The organism is Variovorax sp. P2_H12 (assembly GCF_056403395.1).
The window spans coordinates 66301-92248 of record NZ_JBFUFO010000002.1; the positions used below are offsets into that span (position 1 = coordinate 66301).

General features: G+C 66.9%; 22 protein-coding genes. 1 reads left to right on the top strand and 21 read right to left on the bottom strand.

From position 1 onward, the window contains the following. Positions 1–24: 24 nt before the first annotated feature. The 21 genes from AC1DYK_RS01930 to AC1DYK_RS02030 form a co-directional block, all read right to left on the bottom strand. Complete coding sequence (locus AC1DYK_RS01930; protein ID WP_478164715.1) at positions 25–972, bottom strand: ABC transporter ATP-binding protein; 948 nt, start codon at positions 970–972, stop codon at positions 25–27. Between the two features lie 288 nt (positions 973–1260). After that, positions 1261–1533, bottom strand: a complete 273-nt coding sequence (locus tag AC1DYK_RS01935) for an STAS domain-containing protein (protein ID WP_478156828.1) — start codon at positions 1531–1533, stop codon at positions 1261–1263. Positions 1534–1540: 7 nt separating this feature from the next. After that, positions 1541–2197, bottom strand: coding sequence for an MlaC/ttg2D family ABC transporter substrate-binding protein (locus AC1DYK_RS01940; protein ID WP_478164716.1), 657 nt, complete (start codon positions 2195–2197; stop codon positions 1541–1543). 132 nt (positions 2198–2329) lie between these two features. After that, positions 2330–3076, bottom strand: a complete 747-nt coding sequence (locus AC1DYK_RS01945; RefSeq protein WP_478164717.1) for an MlaA family lipoprotein — start codon at positions 3074–3076, stop codon at positions 2330–2332. Continuing rightward, a complete protein-coding gene (gene mlaD / locus AC1DYK_RS01950) occupies positions 3073–3561 on the bottom strand; it encodes an outer membrane lipid asymmetry maintenance protein MlaD (RefSeq protein ID WP_478164718.1) in 489 nt (162 codons plus the stop codon). Before mlaD ends, AC1DYK_RS01945 begins: the two co-directional genes overlap by 4 nt. A gap of 27 nt (positions 3562–3588) precedes the next feature. Further along, on the bottom strand, positions 3589–4371 hold the full coding sequence (gene mlaE, locus AC1DYK_RS01955) for a lipid asymmetry maintenance ABC transporter permease subunit MlaE (protein ID WP_478093861.1): 783 nt from the start codon (positions 4369–4371) through the stop codon (positions 3589–3591). Further along, complete coding sequence (locus tag AC1DYK_RS01960; RefSeq protein ID WP_478164719.1) at positions 4368–5192, bottom strand: ABC transporter ATP-binding protein; 825 nt, start codon at positions 5190–5192, stop codon at positions 4368–4370. Before AC1DYK_RS01960 ends, mlaE begins: the two co-directional genes overlap by 4 nt. 335 nt (positions 5193–5527) lie before the next feature. Beyond that, positions 5528–7006 (bottom strand): glutamate synthase subunit beta, encoded by a 1479-nt coding sequence (locus tag AC1DYK_RS01965; protein ID WP_478164720.1) that lies wholly within the window; start codon positions 7004–7006, stop codon positions 5528–5530. 30 nt (positions 7007–7036) lie between these two features. Beyond that, positions 7037–11779: a glutamate synthase-related protein gene (locus AC1DYK_RS01970; protein ID WP_478164721.1), complete on the bottom strand. Its 4743-nt coding sequence runs from the start codon at positions 11777–11779 to the stop codon at positions 7037–7039. 182 nt (positions 11780–11961) lie between these two features. Continuing rightward, positions 11962–12657 carry a transposase gene (locus AC1DYK_RS01975; protein ID WP_478164722.1) on the bottom strand — a complete coding sequence of 232 codons (696 nt, stop codon included), beginning with the start codon at positions 12655–12657 and terminating at the stop codon, positions 11962–11964. A 27-nt stretch (positions 12658–12684) separates the two neighbouring features. After that, entirely contained in the window at positions 12685–13545 is an 861-nt protein-coding gene (locus tag AC1DYK_RS01980) for a class I SAM-dependent methyltransferase (RefSeq protein WP_478164723.1), read from the bottom strand. 61 nt (positions 13546–13606) lie between these two features. Beyond that, on the bottom strand, positions 13607–14179 hold the full coding sequence (locus AC1DYK_RS01985) for a DUF1415 domain-containing protein (protein ID WP_478164724.1): 573 nt from the start codon (positions 14177–14179) through the stop codon (positions 13607–13609). Beyond that, on the bottom strand, positions 14176–15423 hold the full coding sequence (locus tag AC1DYK_RS01990) for an MFS transporter (protein WP_478164725.1): 1248 nt from the start codon (positions 15421–15423) through the stop codon (positions 14176–14178). The genes AC1DYK_RS01985 and AC1DYK_RS01990 overlap by 4 nt, the downstream gene beginning before the upstream one ends. An 11-nt stretch (positions 15424–15434) precedes the next feature. Further along, a complete protein-coding gene (locus tag AC1DYK_RS01995; protein WP_478089205.1) occupies positions 15435–16565 on the bottom strand; it encodes a deoxyguanosinetriphosphate triphosphohydrolase in 1131 nt (376 codons plus the stop codon). A gap of 1 nt (position 16566) precedes the next feature. Next, positions 16567–17676, bottom strand: coding sequence for a 3-dehydroquinate synthase (aroB, locus tag AC1DYK_RS02000; protein ID WP_478164726.1), 1110 nt, complete (start codon positions 17674–17676; stop codon positions 16567–16569). 36 nt (positions 17677–17712) lie between these two features. Further along, the gene (locus AC1DYK_RS02005; RefSeq protein ID WP_478089207.1) at positions 17713–18258 is read right to left on the bottom strand and encodes a shikimate kinase; all 546 of its coding nucleotides are present in this window, start codon (positions 18256–18258) and stop codon (positions 17713–17715) included. Positions 18259–18281: 23 nt separating this feature from the next. Beyond that, a complete protein-coding gene (locus AC1DYK_RS02010; RefSeq protein WP_478164727.1) occupies positions 18282–20393 on the bottom strand; it encodes a type IV pilus secretin PilQ in 2112 nt (703 codons plus the stop codon). Next, on the bottom strand, positions 20390–20932 hold the full coding sequence (locus AC1DYK_RS02015) for a pilus assembly protein PilP (RefSeq protein ID WP_478164728.1): 543 nt from the start codon (positions 20930–20932) through the stop codon (positions 20390–20392). Before AC1DYK_RS02015 ends, AC1DYK_RS02010 begins: the two co-directional genes overlap by 4 nt. Further along, entirely contained in the window at positions 20929–21600 is a 672-nt protein-coding gene (locus AC1DYK_RS02020) for a type IV pilus inner membrane component PilO (protein WP_478164729.1), read from the bottom strand. The genes AC1DYK_RS02015 and AC1DYK_RS02020 overlap by 4 nt, the downstream gene beginning before the upstream one ends. Before the next feature lie 6 nt (positions 21601–21606). Next, positions 21607–22218 carry a PilN domain-containing protein gene (locus AC1DYK_RS02025; RefSeq protein ID WP_478089211.1) on the bottom strand — a complete coding sequence of 204 codons (612 nt, stop codon included), beginning with the start codon at positions 22216–22218 and terminating at the stop codon, positions 21607–21609. Continuing rightward, positions 22215–23294: a pilus assembly protein PilM gene (locus AC1DYK_RS02030; protein ID WP_442284757.1), complete on the bottom strand. Its 1080-nt coding sequence runs from the start codon at positions 23292–23294 to the stop codon at positions 22215–22217. Before AC1DYK_RS02030 ends, AC1DYK_RS02025 begins: the two co-directional genes overlap by 4 nt. A gap of 241 nt (positions 23295–23535) precedes the next feature. On the opposite strand from AC1DYK_RS02030, the gene AC1DYK_RS02035 reads away from it, so the two are divergent. Further along, entirely contained in the window at positions 23536–25938 is a 2403-nt protein-coding gene (locus tag AC1DYK_RS02035; RefSeq protein ID WP_478164730.1) for a penicillin-binding protein 1A, read from the top strand. The last annotated feature ends 10 nt before the right edge of the window (positions 25939–25948 follow it).

A 25948-nucleotide genomic window follows, 5' to 3' on the forward strand; every position in this document is an offset into this window, starting at 1 on the left:
CGTTCGCTTGCTTGGGCGCGGCGCTCATCGGGCGACCTCCAGCGGCGTCTGCTCGCCGGCCATCAGGTCGATGAACACGTCCTCGAGGTCGGCCTTGCGCATCTCGACGTCCTCGACATCGAGGCCGGCTTCGCGGATCGCGGCCAGCAGCTGCTCGACCTCATGGGCGTTCTGCGCCGGCAACTGCACGATGCGACCCGTGATGCGCGCGTGCTGCGCGATCGACCAGGGCAGCATGCCGTCGGTCTTGAAGCGCAGCACGTTGCTGGCGGCATTGCGCAGCAGCTCGCTGGTGCGGTCGAGCGCGATCACGCGGCCCTGCTTGAGCATCGCGATCCGATGGCACAGCGCCTCGGCCTCCTCGAGGTAGTGGGTGGTCAGCAGCACCGTGCTGCCCTGCTTGTTGAGCTTGGCCACGAACTGCCACAGCGTCTGCCGCAGCTCGACGTCGACGCCTGCGGTGGGTTCGTCCAGAACGATCACCGGCGGCTTGTGGACCAGCGCCTGCGCGACCAGCACGCGCCGCTTCATGCCGCCCGAGAGCTGCCGCATGTTGGCGTTCGCCTTGTCGGCCAGGCCGAGGCTGTGCAGCAGTTCGTCGATCCAGGCGTCGTTGTTCCGGATGCCGAAATAGCCCGACTGGATGCGCAGCGCCTCGCGGACGTTGAAGAAGGGGTCGAAGACCAGCTCCTGCGGCACCACGCCGAGCTGGCGGCGCGCCTGGGCGTAGTCCTTCTGCACGTCGAAACCGTGGACGCCGATGGCGCCGCTGGTCGGGCGCGCGAGACCCGCGAGCATGCTGATCAGCGTGGTCTTGCCGGCGCCGTTCGGCCCCAGGAGGCCGAAGAACTCGCCCTCCTCGATCTGGAAGCTCACGTCGTCGACAGCGCGAAGCCCAGGTTTGCCCTGGTTTCGTTGCTGGCGTGAGGCGGGGTAGGTCTTGGAGACCGATTGGAAGGAGATCGCGGGCATGGGAACGGAGCATTTTAAGCTCGCCCCCAGGTTGGCTCACTTCGTGTAGCCGCCCACCCCCTACCGGGGGCGCAGTCAGCGGCCCGGCGAAGCCGGTTCCGCGACTGCCCACCAATGGGCCTGGCTGCGCCGGCCGAGAAGGAGGAGCAGCGCGGTTGTCCCGGCCGGCGCAGCCAGGCCCGTTCGTGAAACACCGCGGAACCGGCTTCGCCGGGCCGCTGGTGTTGCCCCCGGTAGGGGGTGGGCGCCCGGACACGAAGTGCCGGGCAACCTGGGGGCGAGCAACAACTACGGGGCCGCGGGCAAAAGGCCTGCGATTCCGTACAGGGCGGCCAATTCGCGCAGGCGCGTCGGCAGGCCTTTCACCGCGAAGCCGCGGCCGAGTGCGCTCGACTCGCGCCGACACTCGAGCAGCACCGCGAGCGCCGAGGAATCGAAGTGGACCAGCGCACTGGCGTCGACCACCGTGGCCGTGTCCGTCTGCCCGGCCAGCCCCTGCTGGAGCATGTAGGCGCAGGCAGGCGCTTCGTCGTGCGTCAACTTGGGCGGCAGCACCAGCATGGCGGACTCAGCCCTTGCCGTTGCTCTTGTTGCGCGCCGCCAGGGCGGCGATCAGCCCGTCGATGCCCTTGCTGTTGATCTGCTGCGCAAACTGGGTGCGGTAGGTATCCACCAGCCACACGCCCAGCACGTTGATGTTGTAGATCTTCCAGCCGCCGGCTTCGCCCGGCGTCTTCTCGAGCCGGTAGTCGAGCTGCACCGGGTCGCCGCCACCGCCCTTGACTTCGGTGCGCACCAGCACCTCCTTGTCATCGGGCGAGCCGCGGAACGGACGCACGCTCACGGTCTGGTCGCTGACCTGGTCGAGGGCACCCGCGTAGGTGCGCACCAGGAGCGTCTTGAACTCCTCTTCGAGCCGCTTCTGCTGCTCCGGCGTGGCCTGGCGCCAGGCCGGACCGACGGCAGAAGACGTCATGCGCAGGAAGTTCACGTTCGGCATGATCTTGGTGTCGACCAGCACCATGATCTTGCCGATGTCGCCGGCCTTGATCGACTTGTCGGCCTTGATGGTGTCGAGCACATCCGAGGACAGACGCTTCACCAGCGCATCGGGTGCCTCGTCGGCAGCCTGGGCCGGCCGCACGAATCCGACGCCGGCCCCCACCAGCAGCAGGCCGGCCAGCGCAAGGCGTCCCAGGGTACGGCGTTGAAGAATCTGGTTCATCGAATCAATCCCTTGTCATCAAATATCGAGCAGACGCTCTGAGGGTTTGGAGCCCTGTCTGGCCGACAGGGTTCAACGGCGGGCGCCCGGCGCTGCAACTGAATGCAATCGGCGGCCGCCCGCGCGCTGGCCCTAGTTGCCGTCGTCGGGCAAGTTGCCGTCGTGGACTTCGTTGTGGCGGCGCTGCAGGAAGGCGTCACGCGTGAAGGTGTACTTGTCGAGCGCGGCATCGTCAAGCAACTGGCCCACCCGCAGCAGGCTGGCACGGATGTCGGTGTAGCGAAGAGCGTACAGTGAATTGCGCACCGGGATATCCGCCACGTGGTTCACCAGATCGCCCTGGATGTCCACCGGCAGCGCGACGGTGTCGCGCAGCGTCGAGGGCCCAAGCAGCGGCAGCACCAGGTACGGCCCCGCTGGTACTCCCCAGCGGCCCAGCGTCTGCCCGAAATCCTCGCTACGGCGATCGATCCCGAGTTCGGTGGCGACATCGAGAATCCCGCCCAGACCGAAGACGCTGTTGACGTTCACGCGCATGAAGGTCTGCGCACTGTCCTGGAGCTTGAGCTGCGCCACGCTGTTGGCGAAGCTCCAGACGTCCGAGAGATTGCCGAAGAAATTGCTGACGCCCGTGCGCACCGGCGACGGCAGGACCGCCTGATAGACCGTTGCGACCGGTTTCAGCACGGCATCGTCGACGGCGCTGTTGAAGCGGTGGACCTGCCGATTGAGCGGCTCCAAAGGGTCCGCCGGGTTGGCGCCGGGGCCCGTGGCGCAGCCGGTAGCGAGGACGAGGAAGCCGGCGGCCAATGCGCCGCGCGCACCGATGGCGAGCCGGCCGCGCACGGGCCGGCCGGCGGATGGAAATCGTGGTTTCATTTCTTGTTGGCGTTGCCGGGGGGCGTGCTCCCCTCCGCCGCTTTGCTGTACAGGAACTGGCTGATCAGGTTTTCAAGCACGACGGCGGATTGCGTGTCGGTCACGACGTCGCCAGCCTGCAGGTTCTTTTCGTCGGCGCCAGCTTCGATCCCGATGTACTGCTCGCCGAGCAGGCCGCTGGTCAGGATCTTGAACGAGCTGTCCTTGGGGAAACTGTAGCGATTTTGAAGCGCCAGCGTCACCGCGGCCTGGAAATTCTTGTCGTCAAACGTGATGGATTCGACACGCCCGACCACCACGCCGGCGCTCTTGACCGCCGTCTGGGGCTTGAGGCCGCCGATGTTGTCGAAGCGCGCGGTCACGGCGTAGGTCTTGTTGAAGTTCAGGCCCAGCAGATTGGCCGACTGAAGCGCCAGGAACAGCAGCGCCGCGCCGCCGATCAGCACGAACAGGCCGACCCAGATGTCATTGTTGGAACGTTGCATGTGTTGCACTCTCTCGAAACGATTGGCCTAAATGCTGAACATCATGGCTGTCAGCATGAAGTCGAGCCCGAGCACGCTGAGCGAGGCGACCACGACCGTCCGCGTGGTGGCGCGCGACACGCCCTCGGGCGTCGGCTGCGACTGGTAGCCCTGCAGCAGCGCGATGAAGGTCACGGCAAAACCGAAGACGATGCTCTTGACGACGCCGTTGCCGACATCGCGCCAGACATCGACACCGCCCTGCATCTGGCCCCAGAAGGCGCCCGGATCGACGCCCAGCATCAGCACGCCGACCACGTAGCCGCCGATCACGCCGACCGCGCTGAACACCGCCGCCAGCAGGGGCATGGTGATCACGCCGGCCCAGAAGCGCGGCGCCAGGATGCGCTGCACCGGGTCGACCGCCATCATCTCCATGGCGCTCAATTGCTCGCCGGCCTTCATGAGGCCGATCTCGGCCGTGAGCGAGGTGCCCGCGCGACCCGCAAACAGCAGCGCCGCGACCACCGGGCCGAGTTCGCGCACCAGGCCCAGCGCCACCAGCAGGCCCAATGCTTCGGACGAGCCGTAGCGCTGCAGCGTGTAGTAGCCCTGCAGCCCCAGCACGAAGCCCACGAACAGGCCCGAGACCGCAATGATCGCGAGCGAGTAATTGCCCAGGAAATGGATCTGGTCGCGCACCAGTCCGAAGCGCTGCAGGCTTCGAGCCCCCTGGAAGGCCAGCCGCACGAACAGGCGTGCGCCGAGCCCGAAGTCGGCCAGCTTGCTGCGCACGGCAAAGCCGACATCCGATGGCTTGTACCAGCTCATTCGCGCCCCCCCTGCGCATTGCCGAAGTCATCCTCGACGCCGACCGCGGGATAGTGGAAATGCACCGGCCCCTCGGGCAGCGCATTGACGAACTGATGGACCAGCGGGTCGGTGCTGACGCGCACCTCTTGCGGCGTGCCCTGGGCGGCGATGCCGCCGTTGGCCAGGATGATCACGTGGTCGGCGATGCGGAAGGTCTCTTCGAGGTCGTGCGACACGACCACGCTGGTCAGGCCCAGCGTGTCGTTCAACTGCCGGATCAGCCGCGCCGCGGTGCCGAGCGAGATCGGATCCAGGCCGGCGAAGGGTTCGTCGTACATCACGAGGTCGGGGTCGAGCGCGATCGCCCGCGCCAGCGCCACGCGCCGGGCCATGCCGCCGGAGACCTCGCTGGGCATCAGCTCGCGGGCGCCGCGCAGGCCGACCGCGTCGAGTTTCATGAGCACGATGTCGCGCACCAGCCCCTCGGGCAGCCGCGTGTGCTCGCGCAGCGGGAAAGCGACGTTGTCGAACACGCTCATGTCGGTGAACAGCGCGCCGAACTGGAACAGCATGCCCATGCGGCGCCGGGCCGCATAGAGCGCAGCGGAACCCATCTTGCCGACATCGTCGCCATTGACCCGCACTTCGCCACGGCGCGCCCGCACCTGCCCGCCGATCAGGCGCAGCACGGTGGTCTTGCCGCCGCCCGAGGCACCCATCAGCGCCGTCACCTTGCCGCGCGGCACGGAGAACGAGACGCCGTCGAGGATCGTGCGATCGCCGTAGCCGAAGGCGACGTCGCGAAACTCAACGAGGGAAGTGGGAGGTGATGGGTCCATGGCAATGAAAAAGCCGGGGCGTCCATGAGGACATCCCGGCTCGCGGTAACAGCCAATGATAAGGGAAAGCACGGAGGCGGCCCGCAGCCCCTTCGGGGGCAGCAACCCCCACCAATGGGGAAGAGCGGGGGGCTCAGGCCGGCGCCGGGCCGCCAGCGCGGCGAAGTCCGCGCTTCGCGCAGACGGGCGGCCTGCGACTTCCCCCTCGGGGGGCAGCGACCCACACGAAGTGGGGGAGCGTGGGGGCTCAGGCCGGCGCCGGGCCGCCCCAAGGCGGCCTGCGGCCCCCTCGGGGGGCAGCGACCCACACGAAGTGGGGGAGCGTGGGGGCCACTTCAGCGCGGCAGGTCGCTGAAACCCATCAGGAATTCGTCGACCGAGCGTGCCGCCTGGCGCCCTTCGCGGATGGCCCAGACCACCAGCGACTGGCCGCGGCGGATGTCGCCGGCGGCGAACACCTTCGGCACATTGGTCGCGTAGCCGCCGATGAAGTCGATGCTGGCCTTGGCATTGCCGCGGGCGTCCATCTCGACGCCGAAGGCATCCAGCACGTTGGCCACCGGGCTCACGAAGCCCATCGCCAGCAGCACCAGGTCGGCCTTGAGCACCTGCTCGCTGCCGGGCACTTCGACCATCTTGCCGTCCTTCCATTCGACGCGCACGGTCTTGAGTCCCGTGACCTTGCCCTTCTCGCCGATGAATTCCTTGGTGGAGATGGCGAACTCGCGCTCGCAGCCCTCCTCGTGGCTGGAGCTGGTGCGCAGCTTGTACGGCCAGTAGGGCCAGGTCATCGGCCGGTTCTCTTCCTCCGGCGGCTGCGGCATCAGTTCGAACTGGGTCACGCTGGCGGCGCCATGGCGATTGCTGGTGCCGACGCAGTCGGAGCCGGTGTCTCCGCCGCCGATCACGATCACGTGCTTGCCGTCGGCCCGCAGCTGGCCCTTGACCTTGTCGCCGGCGTTGATCTTGTTCTGCTGCGGCAGGAATTCCATCGCGAAGTGGATGCCGTCGAGATCGCGGCCGGGCACCGGCAGGTCGCGCGACTGCTCGGCGCCGCCGGTCAGCAGCACCGCATCGAACTCGCGGTCGAGCTGTTCGGGCGTGACGGTTTCCTTGGCCCAGTTGGTGACCTTGGAGCCCTTGCCCAGCGGATCCTTGGCGGCGCCGACCATCACGCCGGTGCGGAAGCTCACGCCTTCGGCCTTCATCTGCTCGACGCGGCGGTCGATGTGCACCTTCTCCATCTTGAAGTCGGGGATGCCGTAGCGCAGCAGGCCGCCGATGCGGTCGTTCTTCTCGAACAGCGTGACGTCGTGGCCGACGCGCGCGAGTTGCTGCGCCGCCGCCATGCCGGCCGGGCCGGAGCCGACCACCGCGACCTTCTTGCCGGTCTTGTGCTTGGCCGGCCGGGCCGCGACCCAGCCTTCGTCCCAGGCGCGGTCGATGATCGCGTGCTCGATCGACTTGATGCCTACGGGATCGTCGTTGACGTTGAGCACGCAGGCGGCCTCGCAGGGCGCCGGACAGATGCGGCCGGTGAACTCCGGGAAGTTGTTGGTCGAGTCGAGCACCACGAAGGCGCTCTGCCAGTCGCTGCGATAGACGAGGTCGTTGAAGTCCGGAATGATGTTGTTGACCGGGCAGCCGCTGTTGCAGAACGGCGTGCCGCAGTCCATGCAGCGCGCGCCCTGCACCTTGGCTTGCGCCTCGTCGAGTCCGACGACGAATTCCTTGTGATGCTTGACCCGTTCCTGGACGGGCTTGTAGCCCTCCTCGATACGCTCATGCTCCATGAAGCCGGTGATTTTTCCCATCGTGCTTTCCTCTTTGTTCGTTATCGCTCGTCAGACCGCCGCCACCGACTTCGCGGCCGCGTGCGGTTCCATGCCCGCATGCGCGTTGTTGCCGCTGCTGGTGAGCTCGACCTCGCGGTCGTGGATCTCGGCCAGCGCACGCTTGTATTCGTTCGGGAAGACCTTGACGAACTTGGTCCGCGAGACCGCCCAGCTGTCGAGCAGCTCGCGCGCGCGCTTGCTGCCGGTCCAGCGGTGATGGTCCTCGAGCAGCTTGCGCAATTGCGCCTCGTCGGTCTCGCCGTCGTGCCAGACCTTGCGGTGCACGCTGGCGGTCTGCTCAGCCGAGGTCAGCACCTTCTCGAGCGAGACCATCGTGAGGTTGCAGCGCGAGGCGAACTGGCCGTCCTCGTCATAGACGAAGGCCACGCCGCCGCTCATGCCGGCGGCGAAGTTGCGCCCGGTCTTGCCGAGCACCGCGACCGTGCCGCCGGTCATGTATTCGCAGCCATGGTCGCCGGTGCCTTCGACCACCGCGGTGGCGCCCGACAGCCGCACCGCGAAGCGCTCGCCGGCCACGCCGCAGAGGTAGGCCTCGCCGGTGGTCGCGCCATACAGCGCGGTGTTGCCGACGATGGTGTTGCGCACCGCCTCGCCGCGGAAGTCGAGGCTGGGACGCACCACCACGCGGCCGCCCGACAGGCCCTTGCCGGTGTAGTCGTTGGCATCGCCGATCAGGTAGAGCGTGATGCCGCGCGCCAGGAAGGCGCCGAAGGACTGGCCGCCCGTGCCTTCGAGCTGGATGCGGATCGAGTCGTCGGGCAGGCCCTGCGGGTGCACCTTGGTCAGTGCGCCCGACAGCATGGCGCCGACCGAGCGATTGACGTTGCGCGCGATCTCGATGAACTGCACCTTTTCGCCCTTCTCGATCGCCGGGCGCGACTTCTCGATCAGCTTCACGTCCAGGCTCTTCTCGAGCCCGTGGTCCTGGCTGTCGACATGGAAGCGCGGCACGTCGGCCGGCACGTTCGGCTGCGCGAACAGGCGGCCGAAGTCGAGCCCGCGGGCCTTCCAATGCTCGATGCCCTGCTTGGTGTCGAGCAGGTCGGCACGGCCGATCAGGTCGTCGAACTTGCGCACGCCGAGCTGGGCCATGATCTGGCGCACTTCCTCGGCGACGAAGAAGAAGTAGTTGACCACGTGCTCGGGCTTGCCCGAGAACTTGCGGCGCAGCACCGGGTCCTGCGTGGCCACGCCCACCGGGCAGGTGTTCAGGTGGCACTTGCGCATCATGATGCAGCCTTCGACCACCAGCGGCGCGGTCGCGAAACCGAATTCGTCGGCACCCAGCAAGGCGCCGATGGCGACGTCGCGACCGGTCTTCATCTGACCGTCGGCCTGCACGCGGATGCGCCCGCGCAGGCGGTTCAGCACCAGGGTCTGCTGGGTCTCGGCCAGGCCGATCTCCCACGGGCTGCCGGCGTGCTTGATCGACGACCAGGGCGAAGCGCCGGTGCCGCCGTCATGGCCCGCGATCACCACGTGGTCGCTCTTGCACTTGGCGACGCCGGCGGCGATGGTGCCGACACCGACTTCGCTCACGAGCTTGACGCTGACGCTGGCGTGCGGCGCGACGTTCTTCAGGTCGTGGATCAGCTGCGCCAGGTCCTCGATCGAATAGATGTCGTGGTGCGGCGGCGGCGAGATCAGGCCCACGCCCGGCACCGAGTAGCGCATCTGGCCGATGTACTTCGTGACCTTGCCGCCGGGCAGCTGGCCGCCCTCGCCGGGCTTGGCGCCCTGCGCCATCTTGATCTGCACCTGGTCGGCCGAGGACAGGTACTCGGCCGTGACGCCGAAGCGGCCCGATGCCACCTGCTTGATCTTCGAACGCAGCGAGTCGCCGGCCTCGAGCGCCAGGTCGACCTCGACATTGGCCTCGCCGATCACGCTCTTGAGCGTGTCGCCCATCTTGATCGGGATCCCCTTGAGCTCGTTGCGGTAGCGCGCCGGGTCTTCCCCGCCCTCGCCGGTGTTGCTCTTGCCGCCGATGCGGTTCATCGCCACGGCCAGGGTCGCGTGTGCCTCGGTGCTGATCGAGCCGAGCGACATCGCACCGGTGGCGAAGCGCTTGACGATCTCGGTCGCGGGCTCGACCTCGTCGACCGAAATGGCCTTTGCCGGATCGATCCTGAACTCGAACAGGCCGCGCAGCGTGAGATGGCGGCGGTTCTGGTCGTTGACGATCTGCGCGTATTCCTTGTAGGTGTTGAAGTTGTTGGCGCGCGTCGCGTGCTGCAGCTTGGCGATCGCGTCGGGCGTCCACATGTGCTCTTCGCCGCGGGTGCGCCAGGCGTACTCGCCGCCGGCGTCGAGCATGTGGGCGAGCACCGGGTCGTCGCTGAAGGCGGCCTTGTGCATGCGGATCGCTTCCTGCGCGATCTCGAACACGCCGATGCCCTCGACCCGGCTGGCGGTGCCGGTGAAGTACTTGCCGATCGTCTCGCTGTTGAGACCGATGGCCTCGAACAGCTGGGCGCCGCAATAGCTCATGTAGGTGCTGACACCCATCTTCGACATGATCTTCGACAGCCCCTTGCCGACTGCCTTGACGTAGTTGTAGATCGCCTTGTCGGCGCTCAGGTCGCCGGACAGGTCTTCGTGCATCGCGGCCAGCGTTTCCATCGCCAGGTAGGGATGCACGGCTTCGGCGCCGTAGCCCGCGAGCACGCCGAAGTGATGCACTTCGCGCGCCGAGCCGGTCTCGACCACCAGGCCGGCCGTGGTGCGCAGGCCTTCCCGCACCAGGTACTGGTGGATCGCCGACAGCGCCAGCAGGGCGGGGATCGCGACTTGCGTCGGGCCGACGTTGCGGTCGCTCACGATCAGGATGTTGTGGCCGCCCTTGATCGCGTCCACGGCTTCGGCGCACAGCGAGGCCAGCTTGGCCTCGACGCCCTCGTCGCCCCAGCCCAGCGGGTAGGTGATGTCGAGCGTGTAGCTCTTGAACTTGCCCTGCGTGTAGGTGCCGATGTCGCGCAGCTTCGCCATGTCGGCGAAGTCGAGAATCGGCTGGCTCACCTCGAGCCGCATCGGCGGGTTGACCTGGTTGATGTCCAGCAGGTTCGGCTTCGGGCCGATGAAGGACACCAGCGACATCACGATCGCCTCGCGGATCGGGTCGATCGGCGGGTTCGTCACTTGCGCGAACAGCTGCTTGAAGTAGTTGTAGAGCGGCTTGTTCTTGTTCGAGAGCACGGCCAGCGGGCTGTCGTTGCCCATCGAGCCGATGCCTTCCTCGCCGGCGGCCGCCATCGGGCTCATCAGGAACTTGATGTCTTCCTGGGTGTAGCCGAAAGCCTGCTGACGATCGAGCAGGCTGACCGGGCTGACCGGTGCCTGCACCGTCTCGGCCTCGACGCTGTCGAGCTTGATGCGCAGGTTCTCGATCCACTGCTTGTAGGGCTTGCTGTTGGCCAGCGTCGACTTGACTTCCTCGTCGTCGATCATGCGGCCCTGCTCGAGGTCGATCAGGAACATCTTGCCGGGCTGCAGGCGCCACTTGCGCACGATCTTCTGCTCGGGCACCGGCAGCACGCCGGACTCCGAACCCATGATCACCAGGTCGTCGTCGGTGACGCAGTAGCGCGACGGACGCAGGCCGTTGCGGTCGAGCGTGGCGCCGATCTGGCGGCCGTCGGTGAAGACGATCGAGGCCGGGCCGTCCCAGGGCTCGAGCATCGCGGCGTGGTATTCATAGAACGCGCGGCGGCGCGGATCCATCGTGGCGTGCTGCTCCCAGGGCTCGGGAATCATCATCATCACGGCCTGGCTGATCGGGTAGCCGGCCATCGTCAGCAGCTCGAGGCAGTTGTCGAAGGTGGCGGTGTCGGACTGGCCGGCGAAGCTGATCGGATACAGCTTCTGCAGGTCGGCGCCCAGCACCGGCGAGGACATCACGCCCTCGCGTGCCTTCATCCAGTTGTAGTTGCCCTTGACCGTGTTGATCTCGCCGTTGTGGGCGACATAGCGGTACGGGTGGGCCAGCGGCCACTCGGGGAAGGTGTTGGTCGAGAACCGCTGGTGCACCAGGCCCAGGGCCGAGATACAGCGCTTGTCCTGCAAGTCGAGGTAGTAGGTGCCAACCTGGTCGGCCAGCAGCAGGCCCTTGTAGACCACCGTGCGGCTCGACATGCTCGGCACGTAGTATTCCTTGCTGTGCTTGAGCTTCAGGCGCTGGATGTTGGCGCTGGCGGTCTTGCGGATCACGTAGAGCTTGCGCTCCAGCGCATCCTGGACGATGACGTCGTTGCCGCGGCCGATGAACACCTGGCGCAGCAGCGGCTCCTTGGCGCGCACGTTGGGCGACATCGGCATCTCGCGGTTGACCGGGACGTCGCGCCAGCCCAGCAGCACCTGGCCTTCGACCTTGATCGCGCGCTCCATCTCCTGCTCGCAGGCTTCGCGGGAGGCATGCTCCTTCGGCAGGAAGATCATGCCGACGCCGTATTCGCCGGGTGGCGGCAGGGTCACGCCTTGGCTTGCCATCTCCTCGCGGTACAGCAGGTCGGGCAGCTGGATCAGGATGCCGGCGCCGTCGCCCATCAACTTGTCGGCGCCCACGGCGCCGCGGTGGTCCAGATTCTCGAGAATCTTCAAGCCCTGCAGCACGATGGCGTGGCTTTTCTCGCCCTTGATGTGGGCCACGAAGCCGACGCCGCAGGCGTCATGCTCGTCAGCGGCGGAATAAAGACCGTGTTCTTGGAGATGCTGGATCTCGGCAGCCGTCGTCATGGGCGTGCTCCTTCAGTTTTCGCAGGGAAGAGGAGCATATTGCGTTGCACAAATAATGCCAAATCATTTAATTGGGGTCAGATTCCAATTAAATCCCGACGAAATCCATTGGTTAACAATTAGGGACACATCAAAAACCATAGCGCATTCGCAAGACTCTGCGGGCGACTTCTCGGCGTCGACTAACGCGGATGAGGCAGCGGCGGCCGCCCGGCGCGGGCTTTCAGCGTACGGCGCCCTGTGGTTTTTTGTAACGAATCGACAAAGTCGCGATCGCCGACCGCCCAGCCGTGCAGGGTGGCCTCGGTCAGCAGCGCCTGGGCGGCGGCCGGAATGCCCGCACGCACCATTTCGGCATAGGCGGCCTCGCGCGCGAATGGGGTGTTGCCGAGCGCCCAGTAGAGCGCGTGCGGCGTGAGCAGCTTGTCGTGCACGAGTCCCGCGTAGTGCGCGTGGCTCGACCACGGGTAGTCGCGCGCCTCGGCCGCGAGGCCGGCGCGCACCGGGTTCAGGTCGATGTAGGCCATGCAGGCCAGCAAATAGCGGTCGGTCTGGATCAGCGTCGACTTGTAGCGCCCTTCCCACAAGGTGCCGCTGCGGCCGTGCCGGTCATTGAAGTAGCGAACATAGCGCCGACCCACCGCCTGCATCCACTGCGGCAAGCCGTCGGCGGTCGAGGGCGTGGCCAGCAGATGGAAGTGGTTGTCCATCAGCACGTAGGCGTGAAGCGCAATGCCGAAGCGAGCCGCGTTTTCGCCCAGGAGCCCCAGGAACATCTCGCGGTCGGCGCGGTCGAGGAACACGGCCTGGCGGTTGTTTCCTCGCTGGATCACGTGGTGCGGCTGGCCGGCCAGCGTGAGACGGGGCAATCGAGCCATGGCGAAGGTGGCGCAGGGGTGCGCGGCTCAGGAGAGCCGGAAGCGGGTCTCCAGCAGCGTCGCGAGCCCGAACTGGTCGAGCAGTTCGCGCAGCCGCTCGGCCGCGCTGGCTTTGCGCTGGCCGGTGTGGCGCGCGATGATCAGCTCGTTCTTCATGCTGTGCTCCCAGCCCACGAGTTCCGTCACCGTGACCTGGTAGCCGTTCGCTTCCAGATACAGGCAGCGCAGCACATTGGTGAGCTGGCTGCCGATCTCGCGCGTGTGCAACGGGTGGCGCCACAGCTCCGCCAGCGGCGTGCGCGAGAGCGCCAGCGCCTTGGTCTGGCGCAGGCAGGCGGCGATCTCGGCCTGGCAGCAAGGCACCAGCACCATGAAGCGCGCCTGCTTCGCCAGCCCGAAAGCAATGGCGTCGTCGGTGGCGGTGTCGCAGGCATGGAGCGCGGTCACGACGTCGATCCGCGGCGGCAGCTCGGCCGCGCTGGCGGATTCGGCCACCGTGAGATTGAGGAAGGCCATGCGATCGAAGCCCAGCCGCTGGGCCAGCGTGCGCGACTTCTCGACCAGCTCGGCCCGGGTCTCGATGCCGTAGACATGGCCCGCGCCGCGCTGCTTGAAGAACAGGTCGTAGATGATGAAGCCCAGGTACGACTTGCCGGCGCCGTGGTCGGCCAGCGAGGCCTGGGCGCCGTCGTCCGGCAGCTCGCGCAACAGCTTCTCGATGAACTGGAACAGGTGGTAGACCTGCTTGAGCTTGCGGCGCGAATCCTGGTTGAGCCGGCCTTCGCGCGTGAGGATATGGAGTTCCTTGAGTAGCTCGACCGACTGGCCCGGCCGCAGTTCGCCGAGGACCTCCGCTTCGGCTTTCGAAGCCTTCGCAGCCTTGCTCATCGGGCAACCTCCGTGCTGCGCACTGCGGTGCGAGCTTGCTTGGAGCGGTCCGGCGCGGCGCTCATCGCGCGCTCCCCGGCCCGACGTCCAGCGCCGCCCATCCGGCCGCACCCAGCGCTTCGAGCGTCTCGATGTTGCGCCCGAAGATCGCCTCGGCGTCCGGAAAGGCGTCGACCGCCCGGCTGACACTGTCCTCGCGCAGCAGGTGCAGCATGGGATAGGGGGCCCGGTTGGTGGCGTTCGTGATGTCGTCGACCTCGGTGCCGCCGAACTGGAAGCGCGGGTGGAAGCTGGCCAGTTGCAGAAGCCCGTCGAAGCCCGCGCGCCCCAGGCGGCGCTCGGCACGCGCCGTGAAATCGTTGAAGTCCAGGAAGTCGGCCAAGGTGTTCGGTGCCATCAGAAGTGTGGTGTCGCGCTCGGAGGGCGCCAAGGCCGCAAGCGCTTCGGCCTCGCGGATCATTGCCTCGATCAGGCCGGACTCATCATCCTGCAAAAAGGCCGCGTAGTGGACCTGGCCGCGCGTGTGCACGGCTTTGGCGAAGGGACAAAGATTGAGTCCGATCACCGCGCGTTCGAGCCAGCGCCGGGTGTCGGCCTCGGCCTGCGCGGCGGAAACCGTTGCAGGGTCCGTCATGCGGCGCCCCTCTTGGGTACGGACGGCGAAAGCCGGGCCGCGAGGACCATGCCCGCGAGCGAACACGCCAGGGTCACGGTCCAGGTCCATTGCCAGCCGCCCACGCGGTGCGCGAGCCAGGCCACCACCGGCGGCGCCACGAACTGGCCGAACGAGGAGGCCTGCTGCATCAGGCCGACGGTGGTCGACACCGTGGAAGCGCCGGGCGCGCACCGCACGCTGAGCATGAACAGGGTCGCCGGCACGACGCCGCCGCCGAGGGAGAACATGCAGATCGCCAGATAGCGCAGTGCCGGCGGCAGGCTCCAGGCCGTCTCCGGAGCGCCGATCCCGGCGAAGGCCGCGACGCTGCCGAGCCCCATCACGAGAAATCCCCAGCGCAACAGCCGGACCGGCACCATGCCGCGCTGCAGCAGCTGGCCGCCCGCCACGTTGCCGACGATGTTCGCGCCTGCGGCGAGCGCCGTGAGCGCCGCATTCCAGCCAGCCGGCACCCCTGCACTGGCATAGATGGCAGGCAGGAAACCGATCACGGCCATCCATTGCGAGGAATAGACCGCGAATGCCAGCGCGAGCGTCCAGGGCCCGCTCGCGCCCAGGGTGTCGCGCAGTCGCACCGACCACCCCTCGGCCGAACCGCCCAACGCGCCCCGGCGGGTGCGGTCCGGCGGCACCGCCAGCGCCACCCCCACCGCCGCGGCGGCGGAGATCGCCGCCAATGCCCACCACCAGCCCGGCCAGCCGGCACCGGCGATCGACGCCGGGCCCAGCAGCAAGGCCAGGGCGACGCCGAACGGCATGTAGGCGCCCCACAGGCCGATCGCGCTCTTGTCCGCGCCGGCAGGGGCCACCGCGCGGATCAGCCCGGGTCCCGGCATCACGGCCAGCAGGAAGCCGACGCCCTCGAGCGCGCGCAGGGCGAGCAGCCAGCCGACCGCAAGGACCGGGTCATCGATCCAGACCCCTACCCCGCCTCCCAGCGCACTCGTGAGGCTGACCAGCATCAGTCCGGCCAGCATGCTGCGCCGCAGGCCGATGGTGTCGGCTGCCAGCCCGACCAGCAGGCCGAGCGTCATGCCCGCCAGTTGCACCAGCGACAGCAGGAACCCCGCCTGCACCAGGCCGATGCCCAGCGTGGCTTGAAGGGCCGGCACCGCCGGCGGCAGCTTGCCGATGTGCAGCGCGGCGGCGACGCCGCCCGCGACGACCGCGAGCGCCGCGGCGGGGATCCGGGGCCGATGCATCGACAGTCCGCTCATTCGACCCACCGCCGCCCCGTGAGGCGCTCGTATTCCCGGATCGCGAACCGGTCGGTCATGCCGGCGATGTAGTCCGCGACGCCTCGCTGGCGGTCGGCACGCTGGGCGAAGGCCTCGGGCATTTGGGCGGCGTCGTCGAGGTAGGCGTCGAACAGCGCACGCACGACGGCCTGGGCCTGGTCCGCTGTCTGCATCACTCGGGGGTGGCGATAAAGATTGCGAAACAGGAAGCGCTTGAGATCCGAGGACTCCACGCGCATGCGGGCGCTGAAAAGCACCAGCGGCGCGCTTCGGCGCACCGCGTCCGCATCCGCCGGCGCGGTCGATTCGAGCGCACTGCGGGTGGCGTCGATGACGTCGTAGACCTGCGCGCTGAGCATCCGGCGAATGGTCTCGTACAGCACCCGTCGCCCCTGCAGGCCGGGATGCTCGGCCAAGGCCTCGCGCCGATGACGATCGAACAGGTCGACCTCGCCGAGATGATCGATACCGATCAGCCCCGACCGGACGCCGTCGTCGATGTCGTGTGCGTTGTAGGCGATCTCGTCCGCCAGGTTGCACAGCTGCGCCTCGAGCCCGGGCTGGGTGCGGTCGCAAAAGCGCCGCCCCACCCCGCCCGGCTCCTCGGCCTCGATGCGCTCGGCGTTGGCGCGCGAGCAGTGCTTGAGAATGCCTTCGCGGGTTTCGAAACTCAGGTTGAGGCCGTCGTACTGCGGGTAGCGATGCTCGAGTTCGTCGACCACGCGCAGGCTCTGCAGGTTGTGCTCGAAGCCGCCGTGGCCCTGCATGCAGGCATCGAGCGCGTCCTGGCCCGCATGGCCGAAAGGGGTGTGGCCCAGGTCGTGGGCCAGCGCGATCGCCTCGACCAGGTCCTCGTTGAGCCGGAGCGCCCGCGCGATCGAACGGCCCAGTTGTGCGACCTCGAGCGAATGCGTGAGCCGGGTCCGAAACAGGTCGCCTTCGTGGTTCAGGAAGACCTGGGTCTTGTAGACCAGGCGCCGGAAGGCGGTCGAATGAACGATCCGGTCGCGGTCGCGCTGGAAGGCGTCGCGCGTCGGCGCCGGCACCTCGGGATGGCGCCGGCCGCGCGAGCGCGCGGGGTCGCAGGCATAGGGCGCGAGGCTCATGTCAGGCCACGCAACAATGCGCCAGCACCTCGCGCACCATCGCATCGGGCGCGCTGCGCACCACCGCCGAGCCCGGTTTGTCGATGACCACGAAACGGATCTCGCCGGCTTCCGATTTCTTGTCGACGCGCATCAGCTCAAGGTAGCGCTCGGCCCCGAGCGCCGGCGCGGTGACCGGAAGGCCAGCGCGACGAACCAATGCCGTCAGCCGCGCGACGAAGGCGGCGTCGATGCCGCCGAGCCGCTGCGACAGATGCGCCGCCATGACCATGCCGCAGCCGACCGCCTCGCCGTGCAGCCACTCGCCGTAGCCGAGCCCCGACTCGATCGCGTGGCCGAAGGTGTGGCCGAAATTGAGGATCGCGCGCAGGCCGGCTTCACGCTCGTCCTGGCCCACGACCTCGGCCTTGATCTCGCAGCTGCGCTTGACCGCGTGCGCCAGCGCGGTGGGCTCGCGGGCGATCAGTGCATCGATGTGGTCCTCGATCCAGGCCAGGAAGTCCATGTCGTAGATCGGGCCGTACTTGATGACCTCGGCCAGCCCGGCACTGAGTTCGCGCGGCGGCAGCGTGGCCAGCGTCGCCAGGTCGCACAGCACCAGTTGCGGCTGGTAGAAGGCGCCGATCATGTTCTTGCCCAGGGGGTGATTGATCGCGGTCTTGCCGCCAACCGACGAATCGACCTGCGCCAGCAGCGTCGTCGGCACCTGCACGAAAGGCACGCCACGCATGTAGCTGGCGGCGGCGAATCCGGTCATGTCGCCCACCACGCCACCCCCGAGCGCGAACAGCACCGTCTTGCGGTCGCTGCCTCGGGCCAGCAGCGTATCGAAGATCAGGTTCAGGGTCTGCCAGTCCTTGTGGGCCTCGCCGTCGGGCAGTTCGAGCACGTGCACTTCGCGGTAGCGGCCGGCCAGCGCCTTTTGCAGGGCCGCCGCATAGAGTGGCGCCACGGTGGTGTTGGTGACGATCAGGGCGCTGGCAGCCGCCGGCACGGTCGCGAAACTGCGTGCATCGCCGAGCAGCTCGCTGCCGATCAGGATCTGGTAGCTGCGCTCGCCGAGATGGATCTCGACATGTTGAGGGGGGACGGGCAGAACGGACAATGGCATGCCCCCGAGTTTAGGTGCACGCCGACTGGCCCCGGGTCAGTCGACCGGATGTCCCTTGGCGTCGGGCACCACGACCCCGGCGAGCTCGAGCTGCATCACGATGATGTTGACCAGCATCGCGATCGACGGCCGGCCGGTCTCGACGATCTCGTGGGCCGTCTCACGGTAGAGCGGATCGCGCGCCTCATGGAGCTCGCGCAAGCGGCCCAGCGGGTCGGCCACCTGCAGCAGCGGCCGCTTGACGTCGTGGCGCAGCCGCCGGAACACATCCTCGGGCGTCGAACGCAGGTAGAGCACATGGAAGTTGGCGCGCAGGGTTTGCCGATTGGCCTCCCGCAACACGCAGCCGCCGCCGGTGGCCACCACGCCGTGGGGCGCCGCCGCCAGTTCGGCGATGACCGACTGCTCGAGATCCCGGAAACTGGCCTCCCCCTCGCGTTCGAAGTAGTCGCGGATCGAACAGCCGAGCCGATCCTCGATCACATGATCGCTGTCAATGAAGGGAAGCTGCAGGCGCTGCGCCAGACGCCGGCCAATCGCGGATTTTCCGGCGCCGGGCAAGCCGACGAGTGCGACCGCCATGCGAAGCTACGAACGCTGCGCGTTCAACGCGCAGCGTTGCGGTCGGTGATCATTTTCGGGGTGATGAAGACGAGCATTTCAGTTTTGTTGGCAGTGCGAGTGCGCGTCCGGAACAGTGCCCCGAGATAAGGCACTTCACCGAGCACCGGGATGCGCGACTCGTCATTGGATTCAGTGAGTTCGAAGATACCACCAATGACGACCGTCCCACCGTTCTCGACCAGCACCTCGGTCTGCACGTGCTTGGTGTCGATCGCGAAGCCGGCCGTGGTCGGCCGTCCCACCGTGTCCTTGTTGACGTCGAGCGTCAGGATGATGTTGCCCTCGGGCGTGATCTGCGGGGTCACCTCGAGCTTCAGGTTGGCCTTGCGGAACGCGATCGAGGTGGCGCCGCTGGAGGTCGCGACCTGGTAGGGCAATTCCGTGCCCTGCTCGATCAAGGCCTTGGTCTGGTCGGCCGTCACGACGCGCGGGCTCGACACCACCTTGCCCTTGCCGTCGGCTTCCAGGGCGGAGATCTCGAGGTTCAGGATGCGCGACAAGCTGGAATTGAACAGCGAAATCGCGAAAGTGCCCGGCGCGCTGCCGTTGCCCGTGACACCGGTCGATGGCAGATTGACGAAGTTGCTGCCCGTCGGGGTCGAGATGATGTTCGCCGCCGTGTTCGCAGTTCCGGGAACGAAGACCGTCGGCCCGATCGCATTGTTGTTGTTCAACACGCCGCCGCCCAGCCTCACGCCCAGCGACTTGCCGAAAGTATCTGCCGCTTCGACGATGCGGGCCTCGATCAGGACCTGGCGCACCGGGATGTCCAGCTTCTGGATCAGCTCGGCCACCTGCACCAGGCGAGACGGGATGTCCGACACGAACAACTGGTTGGTACGCGCTTCCGCGATCACGCTGCCGCGCGGGCTCAGGATCCGGGTCGCCGTGCCGGCGCCGCCGCCACTGGAGGCGCCGGTGCCGGTCAGGCCGGCGGCGATCTGCAGCGCCTTCGTGTAGTTGAGCTGGAAGGACTGGGTACGCAGCGGCTCCAGGTTCTGGATCGCGGCCTGGGCCTCGAACTCCATCTTTTCCTTGGCGTTGATCTCGTCCTTGGGCGCGATCCACAGCACGCTGCCGTTCTTGCGCATGCCGAGGTTCTTGGCCTGCAGGATGATGTCCAGCGCCTGGTCCCAGGGCACGTCCTTCAAGCGCAGCGTCAGCGAGCCGGTGACCGAGTCGGAAGTCACGATGTTGAAGTTCGTGAAGTCGGCGATCACCTGCAGCAGCGAGCGCACCTCGATGTTCTGGAAGTTCAGCGACAGCTTTTCGCCGTTGTAGCCCACGCCCTGCGTCAGCTTGGTCGGATCGATCTTGCGCGGCCGCACTTCGACCACGAACTGGTTCTCGCTCTGGTAGGCGCTGTGCTCCCACTCGCCGCGGGGCTCGATCACCATCCGCACGCGGTCACCGACCTGCTGGGTGGTCACGAGTTGCACGGGCGTGCCGAAGTCGGACACGTCGAGTCGGCGGCGCAGGCCTTCGGGCAAGGTCGACTTGGTGAATTCCACCACCAGGTTCTTGCCTTGCTGGCGGATGTCGACACCCACCTGGTTGTTGGCCAGGTCGACGATCACGCGGCCGGTGTTGTCGCTGCCGAGGCGGAAATCGACATCGCGCAGCGGCAGCATGTCGCGGTTGCGGTTCTCGGCGAAGGCCGATTGGGCCGAGGCCACCAGCGCCGCGCCGGCCACCGGCTCCAGCGAGACCAGCAGCGACTTGCCCTGGATCTCGGTCTTGTAGGCAGTCGCCTGCTTGAGGTTCAACACCAGGCGGGTGCGTTCGCCGGCCTGGACCACGTTGACCGAGCGCAGGTTGCCCTGGTTGATCTCGATCGCGTTGCGTCCGATGGCGTTGGTGACACCCGGGAAGTCGAGTGCGACGCGGGCCGGCGACTGGATCGCGAAGCCGGTCGGCGCCACGGCGAGTGGCTGGGTGAAATCGACCCGGATCACCTCTGCGCCGGACTGCATCGAGCTCGTGACGGATTCGATCGCATTCTGGGCATGCACGACGGCCGCCGCGCCGAACGCCACCAGCGCCGCGCCGGCGACGCGCAGCCACTGCGCCAGCATTGATTTTTGTGTCTTCATTTTTTCGACCTCTCTTGCAACTGCAGCGTCGCCACCCGTTCGATCCATTCACCGGCGGCGTCCTGCACGATTTCACGCAAGCCGAGTTCGGTTTCGCTGATACGGGTGATGAGCCCGTAGTTGAGTCCCAGATAGTTGCCGACCCGCACCTGGTAGAGCAGCTTGTCGACGCTGATGAGCGCCACGGGCTGGCCGTTGCGGCTCAGGCTTCCGACCATCGCCATCGAATCGAGCGGGAAGGCCTCGAGCGCTTCCTTGCGCCGCACCAGTTCGGGGGCAATCAGACCCGAACTGCTGGGCTGGGCCGAGTCGCGCCGCAGCGCCTGCGTCAGCTTCTGCATGTTGAAGGGGTCGAAGGCGGCGCTCTCGCTGTAGGCCTGCGGCGTGAACTTCTTCGGCTCCGTGATCGGAGGCACGCTGGGCTTCACCTGCGCGCGCTGTTCGGCCATCCAACGCTGGAGGTCTTCCTGTTCCGAACCGATGCAGCCGGTCAGGCCCACCGCAGCGGCCGCAAGCACCAGAAAGCTGAGCGCCCTCATTTCTTCTTCGCCCCCGCGGCCGCGGCGCGCTTCTGCATGTTCTGCTCTTCCTCGTCCAGATAGCGATAGGTCCGCGCCGTGGCATCCATGACCAGCACCCCGTCCTTCTGCGGCGCCACCGAGAGATTGTTCAAGGTCACGATCCGCGACAGATTCGCGATGTCGGCGGCGAAGGCGCCCATGTCGTGGTAGCGGCCGGTCACGCGCACCGCGATCGGAAGCTCCGCGTAGTAGTCCTTGACCACGACCTGACCCGGTCGGAACAGCTCGAACTGCAGGCTGCGGCCGAGCCCGGCCTGGTTGATGTCGGACAGCAGCGCATCCATTTCGGCCTTGCTCGGCAGCTGCTTCTCGAGCACCGTGACGAACTGCTGGACCTGTTCGCGCTGCTTCTTCAGCAGATCGAGATTGGCGGCCTGCGCCACCTTCTTCTGGTAGTCTGCCCTGAGCGTGACTTCCTTGGCGCGCTCGGCATCGAGTTCGTCGTTCGAATTGGTGAGCCAGACGAACCACAGCGCAACAAGAACCGCGGCGGCGACCGCAACGCACAAGGCGTAGCGTGGCACCGGCGGCCAGACCGAAGGGTCGTTGGGGTTCAGTCCCTGGAACTGCTGGCCGAAGCGCCGCAGGCTCAGCGCCAGGTCGAAGGAGGGGCGTTTCTTTGGCATGAGCGCTTACCCCTTCGCCTTGACTTGCGCCGGCACGGCGCCGGGTTTCTGGGCGTCGGTCGGCCGCTTGAGACCGATGCGCATCTTGAAGTTGGCGACCCGCCGCTGGTCGCGTGGCGTCAGGTTCACGGTCGCCGAGGTGATCTCGATCAGCTCCGGCTTGACCAGCCAGGGACTGCTGTTGCCCAGGTTGCGCAGCAGCTCGGAGACTCGCTCGTTCGACTGCGCCATGCCTTGCAGCGTGACCGTCTGGTTCTCCTGCTTCATGCTCGTGATGTAGACGCCGTCAGGCAACTGCCGCACCAGTTCGTTGAGCAGGTGCACCGGCAGGTTGCGATCGCCTTGCAGATCCTCGACCGCCTGCTGGCGCGCACGCAGGGCCGCGATTTCAGCCTGCAGGGTGGAGATCTCCTTGATCTCGATCTCGAGCTTGGCGATCTCGGTCTTGAGCATCGTGTTCTTCGCCTGCTGACCCGAAATCTGGGCCTCGAACCACAGAAACGCGGCGCCGGCGATGACGCAACCCAGCACCGCGGAAAGGCCCAGCGTGACGTAGAAGGTCTCACGCCGACGCTTGCGGGCCGCTTCCCGGTGCGGGAGCAGATTGATCAGGATCACTGCAGGAACCTCCGCATGGCCAGTCCGCAAGAGGTGAGGTAGGACGGCGCTTCGCGCCGCACCTTCTTCTCCCGGATGCCGCTGCCGATCTCCATGCCATCGAACGGGTTCACCAGTGAACAGGCGAACGAAGTCTGGCGCGTCACGGCGCTGGTGAGGCCGGGAAGCGCCGCCGAGCCACCCGCCAGCAGCACGTAGTCGACACGGTTGTGCGGCGTGCTGGTGAAGAAGAACTGCAGCGCCCGGGCGATTTCCTGCGCGATGCTGGCGACAAAGGGCTTGAGCACGCCCGCGCCGTAATCGTCGGGGAGTTCCCCGCTGCGCTTCTTGACCTCGGCCTCTTCGACCGAAAAGCCATACTGCCGAACGATCAGCTGGGTCAGCTGCGCCCCGCCGAAGGCCTGGTCGCGGTCGTAGAGCACTTCCTGGTTGCGCAGCACCTGCATGCTGGTAGTGAACGCACCGACCTCGAACAGGGCGACGACCGCATCCTGGCCCTGGCCGGGAAGCAGCTCGATCAGGCGCGAAGTGGCGAGCCGCGAGGCATAGGACTCGACGTCCAGGATCACGGCCTTGAGGCCCGAAGCTTCGGCCAGGCCCTGGCGGTCCTGCACCTTCTCCTTGCGTGAGGCAGCGATCAGCACCTCGACGTCGCCGGCCGAGCTGGCGCTCTGTCCGATGACGCAAAAGTCGAGACTGACTTCGTCCAGCGAGAACGGAATGTACTGATTGGCTTCGGACTCGACCTGGATCTCGAGTTCCTGCTCGCTCATGCCGCCGGGCAGCACGATCTTCTTGGTGATCACGGCCGACGGCGGCAGGGCCAGCGCGACGTTCTTGGTGCGCGTGCCGCTCTTGCGGACCACGCGCCGCACGGCCTCCGCCACCTCGTCGAACTTCTCGACATTGCCGTCGGTGATCCAGCCGCGCTCGAGGGGCTCGATGGCGCAGCGCTCGAGCACGAGCTTGCCGCTCGCATCACGGCCCAGCTCGACCAGCTTCACGCTGGACGAACTGACGTCCAACCCGAGCAGGGGCGCGGGCTGGCGGCGAAACAACGATCCGAGAGCTGTCAAGTTCGATCCCATCCGTTTGTAACGATTGGAAATATTTGCGTGTGGTTGCATGCTAGCAGCAAGGTGCGAGCCCAACCAAGCGCCGAATCTCCAGGGCGTGAGCAATCGTTGTCAAAAGTCGACGTCACTGTTCTGAACTGCAACTTACGTCACAAATAGGAGTACTTGGGTCCTAACTGCTACCGACGCTCCGTCCCGAAGCGGGGCGTTTTTATAATGCGCGCAGACTCTGACAGCCTCAATGCCCGAAACCTCTCGACCCAAAGGGCCTGCCAAGGCTCACGCTCCCAAACGCCCGGCCTGGCTGACATGGTTGCTCCGGTTCATCTTGTGGAGCCTCGGGATCGTGGCGGCCGGTGGGCTCGCCCTGGTCTGCGTGATCGCCGTGGCACTCGCGGTCGCCTACCCGAACCTGCCCGACATTTCCGAGCTCGCGGACTATCGGCCCAAGCTGCCGCTGCGGGTGTTTTCGGCCGAAGGGATCCTGATCGGCGAGTTCGGCGAGGAGCGTCGCAACCTGACGCCCATCGCGACCATTCCGAAGGTGGTGAAGGATGCCGTGCTGGCGGCCGAGGATGCCCGCTTCTACGACCACGGCGGCGTCGACTACAAGGGCATGCTGCGCGCGGGCATCGCGAACATGAACCGCGCCAAGAGCCAGGGTGCCTCGACCATCACGATGCAGGTGGCGCGCAACGTCTACCTGAGCTCGGAAAAGACGCTGACCCGCAAGATCTATGAAGTGCTGCTGACCTTCAAGCTGGAGCACCTGCTGACGAAGGACCAGATCTTCGAGATCTACCTGAACCAGATCTACCTGGGCAACCGGGCCTACGGATTCGCGGCGGCCTCCGAGGCCTACTTCGGCAAGCCCCTGCAGGACATCACGATCGCCCAGGCGGCGATGCTGGCCGGCCTGCCGAAGGCGCCAGGCGCCAACAACCCGGTCAACAATCCGGCCCGCGCGCGCGGGCGCCAGCAGTACGTGATCGACCGCATGCAGGAGGCCGGCTTCATCACCGCCGAGCAGGCCGCCGAAGCCCGCAAGGAAGAACTGCAGCTGCGCGACGCCGCCGATCCGACGCGCCTGCATGCCGAATACGTGGCCGAAACCGTGCGCCAGCTGATGTACGCGCAGTATGGCGACAGCACCTACACGCGCGGCCTCAAGGTCTACACCACGCTGGTCGCGGCCGACCAGGCGGCGGCCTACCGGGCGCTGCGCAAAGGCATCATGGACTACGAGCGCCGCCAGATCTACCGCGGCCCCGAGAAGTTCGTCGACCTGCCGGCCTCCCCCAAGGAGCTGGACGAGGCGGTCGACGACGCGCTGGCCGAGCATCCAGACAACGGCGACGTGATGTCGGCGGTGGTGCTGAAGGCCAGTCCCAAGGAGATCCAGGCGGTGCGCGGCAACGGCGACAGCGTGATGATCACCGGCGAAGGCCTGAAGCCGGCGCAATCCGGCCTCTCGGACAAGGCGCCGCCGAACATCAGAATCCGCCGCGGCGCGGTGATCCGGGTCGTCAAGACGCCCAAGGGGGCCTGGGAAATCACCCAGCTGCCCGAAGTGGAAGGCGCCTTCGTCGCGATGGACCCGCGCGACGGCGCGATCAAGGCCATGGTCGGCGGCTTCGATTTCGACAAGAACAAGTTCAACCACGTCACGCAAGCCTGGCGCCAGCCGGGCTCGAGCTTCAAGCCCTTCATCTATTCGGCCGCGCTCGAGAAGGGCTTCACGCCCAGCACCGTGATCAACGATGGGCCGCTTTTCTTCGACGCCGGCACCACCGGCGGCCAGCCCTGGGAGCCGAAGAACTACGACGGAACCTTCGAAGGGCCGATGCCGATGCGCCGCGCCCTGATGAAGTCCAAGAACATGGTGTCGATCCGCATCCTGCAATCGATCGGCACGCGCTACGCACAGGACTGGGTCACCAACTTCGGCTTCGAGCGCGAAAAGCACCCGGCCTACCTGCCGATGGCGCTGGGCGCCGGCTCGGTCACGCCGATGCAGATGGCGACCGCGTATTCGGTGTTCGCCAACGGCGGCTACCGCGTCAATCCGTACCTCGTGACGCGGGTGACCGACCACAAGGACAAGGTGCTGGTCGACAAGCAGCCGCCCCTGCTCAACGAGACCTTGCGCGCGGTGCCGCAGCGCAATGCCTTCCTGATGGCCAGCCTGCTGCAATCGGTGGCCAGCGGCGGCACCGCGGCCAAGGCGCAAGCCACGCTCAAGCGCACCGACATCTACGGCAAGACCGGCACCACCAACGATTCGCTCGACGCCTGGTTCGCGGGCTTCCAGCCGACGATGGCGGCGGTGGCCTGGATGGGCTACGACACGCCGCGCAAGCTCGGCGACCGCGAGACCGGCGGCGGCCTGAGCCTGCCGATCTGGATCAACTTCATGGAGACCGCGATCAAGGGCGTTCCGGTGGCCGAGGTGCCTGCGCCTTCGGGCGTGGTGAATGTCGGCGGCGAGTGGTACTACGACGACTATGCGCCGGGACGCGGTGTCGCGACCCTGGGCATGGACAGCGGGCCGACGCAGCCGGCGGAGGCCATTGCGGCGCCACCGATCAGCGCACCGGCGCCGGTCGAGGAACGCAGCCGGATCCTGGATTTGTTCAGGAATTGAGCTCGCCCCC

Excerpts from the sequence above, each read along its gene's own strand:
- AC1DYK_RS01930 (WP_478164715.1), bottom strand. The coding sequence starts at position 972 with ATGCCCGCGATCTCCTTCCAATCGGTCTCCAAGACCTACCCCGCCTCA.
- AC1DYK_RS01935 (WP_478156828.1), bottom strand. The coding sequence starts at position 1,533 with ATGCTGGTGCTGCCGCCCAAGTTGACGCACGACGAAGCGCCTGCCTGC.
- AC1DYK_RS01940 (WP_478164716.1), bottom strand. The coding sequence starts at position 2,197 with ATGAACCAGATTCTTCAACGCCGTACCCTGGGACGCCTTGCGCTGGCC.
- AC1DYK_RS01945 (WP_478164717.1), bottom strand. The coding sequence starts at position 3,076 with ATGAAACCACGATTTCCATCCGCCGGCCGGCCCGTGCGCGGCCGGCTC.
- mlaD (WP_478164718.1), bottom strand. The coding sequence starts at position 3,561 with ATGCAACGTTCCAACAATGACATCTGGGTCGGCCTGTTCGTGCTGATC.
- mlaE (WP_478093861.1), bottom strand. The coding sequence starts at position 4,371 with ATGAGCTGGTACAAGCCATCGGATGTCGGCTTTGCCGTGCGCAGCAAG.
- AC1DYK_RS01960 (WP_478164719.1), bottom strand. The coding sequence starts at position 5,192 with ATGGACCCATCACCTCCCACTTCCCTCGTTGAGTTTCGCGACGTCGCC.
- AC1DYK_RS01965 (WP_478164720.1), bottom strand. The coding sequence starts at position 7,006 with ATGGGAAAAATCACCGGCTTCATGGAGCATGAGCGTATCGAGGAGGGC.
- AC1DYK_RS01970 (WP_478164721.1), bottom strand. The coding sequence starts at position 11,779 with ATGACGACGGCTGCCGAGATCCAGCATCTCCAAGAACACGGTCTTTAT.
- AC1DYK_RS01975 (WP_478164722.1), bottom strand. The coding sequence starts at position 12,657 with ATGGCTCGATTGCCCCGTCTCACGCTGGCCGGCCAGCCGCACCACGTG.
- AC1DYK_RS01980 (WP_478164723.1), bottom strand. The coding sequence starts at position 13,545 with ATGAGCAAGGCTGCGAAGGCTTCGAAAGCCGAAGCGGAGGTCCTCGGC.
- AC1DYK_RS01985 (WP_478164724.1), bottom strand. The coding sequence starts at position 14,179 with ATGACGGACCCTGCAACGGTTTCCGCCGCGCAGGCCGAGGCCGACACC.
- AC1DYK_RS01990 (WP_478164725.1), bottom strand. The coding sequence starts at position 15,423 with ATGCATCGGCCCCGGATCCCCGCCGCGGCGCTCGCGGTCGTCGCGGGC.
- AC1DYK_RS01995 (WP_478089205.1), bottom strand. The coding sequence starts at position 16,565 with ATGAGCCTCGCGCCCTATGCCTGCGACCCCGCGCGCTCGCGCGGCCGG.
- aroB (WP_478164726.1), bottom strand. The coding sequence starts at position 17,676 with ATGCCATTGTCCGTTCTGCCCGTCCCCCCTCAACATGTCGAGATCCAT.
- AC1DYK_RS02005 (WP_478089207.1), bottom strand. The coding sequence starts at position 18,258 with ATGGCGGTCGCACTCGTCGGCTTGCCCGGCGCCGGAAAATCCGCGATT.
- AC1DYK_RS02010 (WP_478164727.1), bottom strand. The coding sequence starts at position 20,393 with ATGAAGACACAAAAATCAATGCTGGCGCAGTGGCTGCGCGTCGCCGGC.
- AC1DYK_RS02015 (WP_478164728.1), bottom strand. The coding sequence starts at position 20,932 with ATGAGGGCGCTCAGCTTTCTGGTGCTTGCGGCCGCTGCGGTGGGCCTG.
- AC1DYK_RS02020 (WP_478164729.1), bottom strand. The coding sequence starts at position 21,600 with ATGCCAAAGAAACGCCCCTCCTTCGACCTGGCGCTGAGCCTGCGGCGC.
- AC1DYK_RS02035 (WP_478164730.1), top strand. The coding sequence starts at position 23,536 with ATGCCCGAAACCTCTCGACCCAAAGGGCCTGCCAAGGCTCACGCTCCC.